The sequence below is a fragment of the Psychrobacter sp. genome, from assembly GCF_035469765.1.
Taxonomy (GTDB): domain Bacteria; phylum Pseudomonadota; class Gammaproteobacteria; order Pseudomonadales; family Moraxellaceae; genus Psychrobacter.
On record NZ_DATIRM010000148.1, the window covers coordinates 1 to 4,797 of the forward strand.

Genomic DNA, 4,797 nt, shown 5'->3' on the forward strand with positions numbered 1-4,797 from the left:
CATTGTTACCAATGATAAACGGCAGGCGCGTTTGGATGTTTTAGACCATGCTATCGAGCGGCTATCAACATGGGTATCTGGGGATTAATGGCTGCTTTTATTTTTTATGGATAACCGTTGTAAAAATAGATAGAGACGGAAAGGACTTGGCATAATTTTTCTAAATGCGCCTATTTTTAAAGCGTATATCTACAGTTACAAATCTTCTAATATCAATATGCATTATGCTTTTATATTTATTATAATAGCCGCGTAATCAGCTAAGCTATTTAAGATGGTTTAGCGACATGACTGTCTATATTTTTATCTTTTTCTATTAATATATTGTCATGACAATCAGACTCGTAATAATGACATTATTCTCGTAAATATATAAGCCGCAAGATGCTCTAATCGGATGATTTAGCAACATAACTTGCGGCTTTATAGTATTTTGGATAATGGGTTTTAATATCATCAATCATATCATTTAAATCAGCTTACGCAGGACGTATCAACGTATGGGTATTAGCAGTAGCTCTACAGGACCAACAAAATCAGTCGGCTCTATGAAAATTAACCTACTTTTTGTCGTTTTAATGATTGGAATGACCGCCTACTTTTTGTGGTGGGGTCTAGATTACACCATGCATCAGCAGACGACGCTGTTTATTGTCGCCACTGCTTTTGGTGTTTTCATGGCATTCAATATCGGCGGTAATGACGTTGCCAATTCATTTGGCACCTCAGTCGGTGCAGGGACGTTAACGATTCCACAAGCACTAGGTGTGGCAGCGATATTTGAAGTATCAGGGGCGGTACTTGCCGGTGGTGAAGTGACCGATACCGTTCGGAGCGGCATTGTCAATTTAGATGGGTTGTCAGTGACACCCAATCAGTTCATTTATGTCATGCTTTCAGCGCTCATTGCTGCTGCATTTTGGCTGTTGTTTGCCACCAAAAAAGGTTTGCCGGTTTCGACCACACATGCGATTATTGGCGGCATAGTGGGTAGCTCTATTGTATTGGGTATCACCTTAGGTGGTACTGAAATGGCGTTATCAACAGTGAATTGGGGCAAGATTGGCATGATTGCCATCTCTTGGATTATATCACCGCTATTAGGCGGCATTTTTTCTTATCTGTTATATGGACAGATTAAGAAAAATATCATTGCGTATAATGATAAAATAGAGGCGCATATTGCAGTTCTAAAAGACAGTAAAAAGACGCTAAAGCAAATGCATAAAGCGTATTTGGATGGTCTAACCGAGTCTGAGCAGTTGGCTTATACGTCAGCATTGTTACGTGATCAAGAAATATATAAAGATGATGACTGCTTGGTTGAAGATTTAGAGACGGATTATTACAAAGAGCTTTATAAGGTTGAAAACGAGCGCAGCAACCTCGATACCTTAAAAGCACTGAAGCAATGGGCGCCTATTATGGCGGCTGCAGGCGGTGCGGTCATGGCCTCTTTGGTTATCTTCAAAGGTCTGAAAAACGTCAATAATGGTATAACGACGTTGCAAGGCTTTTTAATCATGGGGATGATAGCAGCGCTAGTATGGCTTGCGACTTATATTTATACTAAGAGTATCCGCGGTAAGCATAAAGAAGATTTGACCAAAGCGACGTTTATTATGTTTAGCTGGATGCAAGTCTTTACTGCATCAGCATTTGCTTTTAGTCATGGCTCGAACGATATTGCCAACGCTGTTGGTCCATTTGCTGCGATTATGGATGTTATTCGTACCAATAGTATTTCAACAGAAGCGGCGGTACCACCTGCTGTGATGTTAACTTTTGGTGTGGCACTAATTGTTGGTCTTTGGTTTATTGGTAAAGAAGTGATTCAAACTGTTGGTACTAACTTGGCAAAAATGCATCCTGCTTCTGGTTTCTCAGCTGAATTGGCTGCTGCCTCGGTTGTTATGGGTGCATCGACGATGGGTATACCAGTATCGAGCACGCATATCTTGGTCGGTGCTGTACTTGGCATTGGTATAGTCAATAGAGACACCAACTGGGCGCTGATGAAGCCGATTGGTTTGGCATGGATTATTACGCTTCCTGCAGCAGCAAGCATGTCTGCAATCAGTTATATCGTGCTGATAAATATCTTTTAACATTTGAAATCAGAGTCATTTAAGTTTTAATTGATACACATAAAAAGCGCTTATCGATATCATATCGGTAAGCGCTTTTTTATACAAAAATATAGGTATAAACTCTAAATTAATCAGTACCAAACTGCTTACGCTTTTTAGCAAAGAAGCGGTCTAATCGATCCATAGCGTCTTCTAAATCGTGTAAGTTGGGTAAAAATACCAAGCGGAAATGGTCGTTTTTGTCCCAGTTAAATCCTGTTCCTTGTACCATTAATACGTTTTCTTCTAACAATAAATCCATCATAAACTGCATATCATCTTTGATAGGATAAATCTCAGGATCCATCTTTGGAAAGCAATAAAACGCGCCTTGTGGCATGGTGCAAGAAATACCTTTGATCGCATTAAGGCGGGTCACTGCCAACTCACGCTGCTTATATAAGCGACCTTTTTTAGACGTTAAGTCTTTCATGCTTTGATAGCCGCCCATGGCTGTCTGAATTGCATACTGTCCTTGAACGTTAGAACAAAGACGCATAGAAGCGAGCATATCTAAACCTTCGATAAAGTCAGAGGCGTGTTCTTTACGACCTGAAACCATCATCCAGCCGGCACGAAAGCCTGCGATGCGATGCGATTTTGACAAACCATTATAGGACAACACCAACACTTCATCGGTTAAGGTGCTCATCGGCGTATGTTCCATATCGTCATAAAGAATACGGTCATAAATCTCATCCGCCATAATAATTAAATCATGCTCTTTTGCGACCTCAATGATTTGCATCAGTACTTCATCACTATATAGTGCGCCTGTCGGGTTATTGGGATTAATCACCACAATACCTTTGGTTTTGCTGGTGATTTTAGATTTGATGTCTTCAATATCAGGGTGCCAGTTGTCTTCTTCATTGCAGCGATAATGCACGGCGGTACCGCCTGCTAGATTGGCAGCGGCCGTCCAAAGCGGGTAGTCTGGCATAGGAACCAGTACTTCATCGCCATCATTCATCAAGGCTTGCATGGTCATGACAATCAGCTCAGAGACGCCATTACCTAGGTAAACATCACGCACATCGACTGCCGATAGTAGCCCCTTTGATTGATAATATTGCAGAACCGCTTTACGTGCTGAAAAAATCCCTTGCGAGTCTGAATAGCCAGTAGCTTCTGAAAGATTCATCGCCACATCACGTAAAATTTCATGCGGCGCCTCTAAACCAAAAGGAGCAGGGTTGCCGATATTGAGCTTCAAGATACGCTTGCCTTCCGCTTCCATCTTATTAGCAGTTTGCAGCAGAGGACCGCGAATGTCATAGCAGACGTTTTGTAATTTATCAGATTTTTTTATTGTATTCATAGAGGGAGCACTCATCAGATTATTTGGTGAAATTTTGCGGAGAGTAGAAGAGGTTATAGGTGTTTGTGTGATTTGACTGTCGCTATAAGGTTGCTCACTAGATTCGAAATATTCATTGGTATTGTCTGACGGTATATTCTTTACATCGACATCTGATTGGCTATCAATTTCAAGCTCTCCGCGCAATAAATATCCTTCGCTACAGCTTAAGATACGCGCGAGCGTAGGGAGTTTAGACGAGACAATCCCATTGGTCCCACGCTCCCAATTAGAGATAGCACCGCGACTGACTTTAGAGCCAGCAGCAGTCATCGCTTGTGCCAACTGCTCTGCCGTCATTCCTTTGTCACGGCGCAGCTGTACCAGTCGTTCAGCTTGTGTGCTTTTAGTCTTATCATCAGCCGTCATTGTTTAAGCCTTTTTTATTTTATCAATCTTTCATTAATCAAATAACGAAACCAATTCTCTTTTACAGTATTAAGAGAATACTGTAGAAGAGAAATACTTTTAATTATTTTCTAATGCAAGATATTATTGCATTAGAAAATGAAATGCAAGTTTCTTCATGAATTATAATTATCCTAATACAAGTTGCTATAAATGCAAGAATAACTTGCATTAAGGTGTTTAGTATCCTTTTATTGCGCTGACTGTTATATCTGCTATTGTCAGTCACTACGATTCCGTATTTTTGTTCTGAATATTCTTACGATAGGCATCTTGAATAATAGAGCGCTCGCCAACAGATAAAAGCCATCGTTTTTATAAAAATCGATAAAGCTTTGATGAAAAATAACTCACGCTAGAGTAGACAAACAGTCATTCCATAAGGATACGTTATGCAAGACAATCAACTGAGCAAAGAAGAAATTAGCCAATTAACCGAGGCTGACTGGAAAGAGCGCCTAAGCGCTGAGGAGTATCATGTGCTGCGCGAGAAAGGCACAGAGCGTCCATTTACTGGTGTTTATAACGATATGAACGACAAGGGCATCTATCGCTGTAAAGGCTGCGGTGCAAACTTATTTGAATCAGACAACAAGTTTGATGCAGGGTGCGGCTGGCCAAGTTTTGATCAAGGTATCGACAATAGCGCCATCGATGAGCATGTCGATGACTCACTAGGCATGCGCCGTACTGAAGTTACTTGTAGTAATTGCGGCGCGCATTTGGGTCATGTGTTCCCTGATGGTCCAAGTGAGACCACTGGCATGCGCTATTGCATAAATTCGTTGTCTATCGATTTAGATAAGTCTGAAGAATAGTTAAAGCGATAGATGTGTTAATAATAAGCCTATATAAAGGGTAGGGAATATAAATTGCTTCCTACTCCTTATTCATTGCGTT

At 40.8% G+C, this 4,797-nt stretch carries 3 protein-coding genes; 2 read left to right on the forward strand and 1 reads right to left on the reverse strand.

Going from position 1 to position 4,797, the window contains the following annotated elements:
• Nucleotides 1–500 precede the first annotated feature (500 nt).
• A complete protein-coding gene (locus VLN09_RS04160) occupies nt 501–2,108 on the forward strand; it encodes an inorganic phosphate transporter (protein ID WP_325243967.1) in 1,608 nt (535 codons plus the stop codon).
• 109 nt (nt 2,109–2,217) lie between these two features.
• Here VLN09_RS04160 and VLN09_RS04165 read toward each other — a convergent pair whose 3' ends face one another.
• Nucleotides 2,218–3,858, reverse strand: coding sequence for an aminotransferase class I/II-fold pyridoxal phosphate-dependent enzyme (locus VLN09_RS04165; RefSeq protein ID WP_325243969.1), 1,641 nt, complete (start codon nt 3,856–3,858; stop codon nt 2,218–2,220).
• 431 nt (nt 3,859–4,289) lie between these two features.
• Between VLN09_RS04165 and msrB the strand changes: the two genes are divergently transcribed.
• Nucleotides 4,290–4,715, forward strand: a complete 426-nt coding sequence (gene msrB / locus VLN09_RS04170) for a peptide-methionine (R)-S-oxide reductase MsrB (protein ID WP_325243970.1) — start codon at nt 4,290–4,292, stop codon at nt 4,713–4,715.
• The last annotated feature ends 82 nt before the right edge of the window (nt 4,716–4,797 follow it).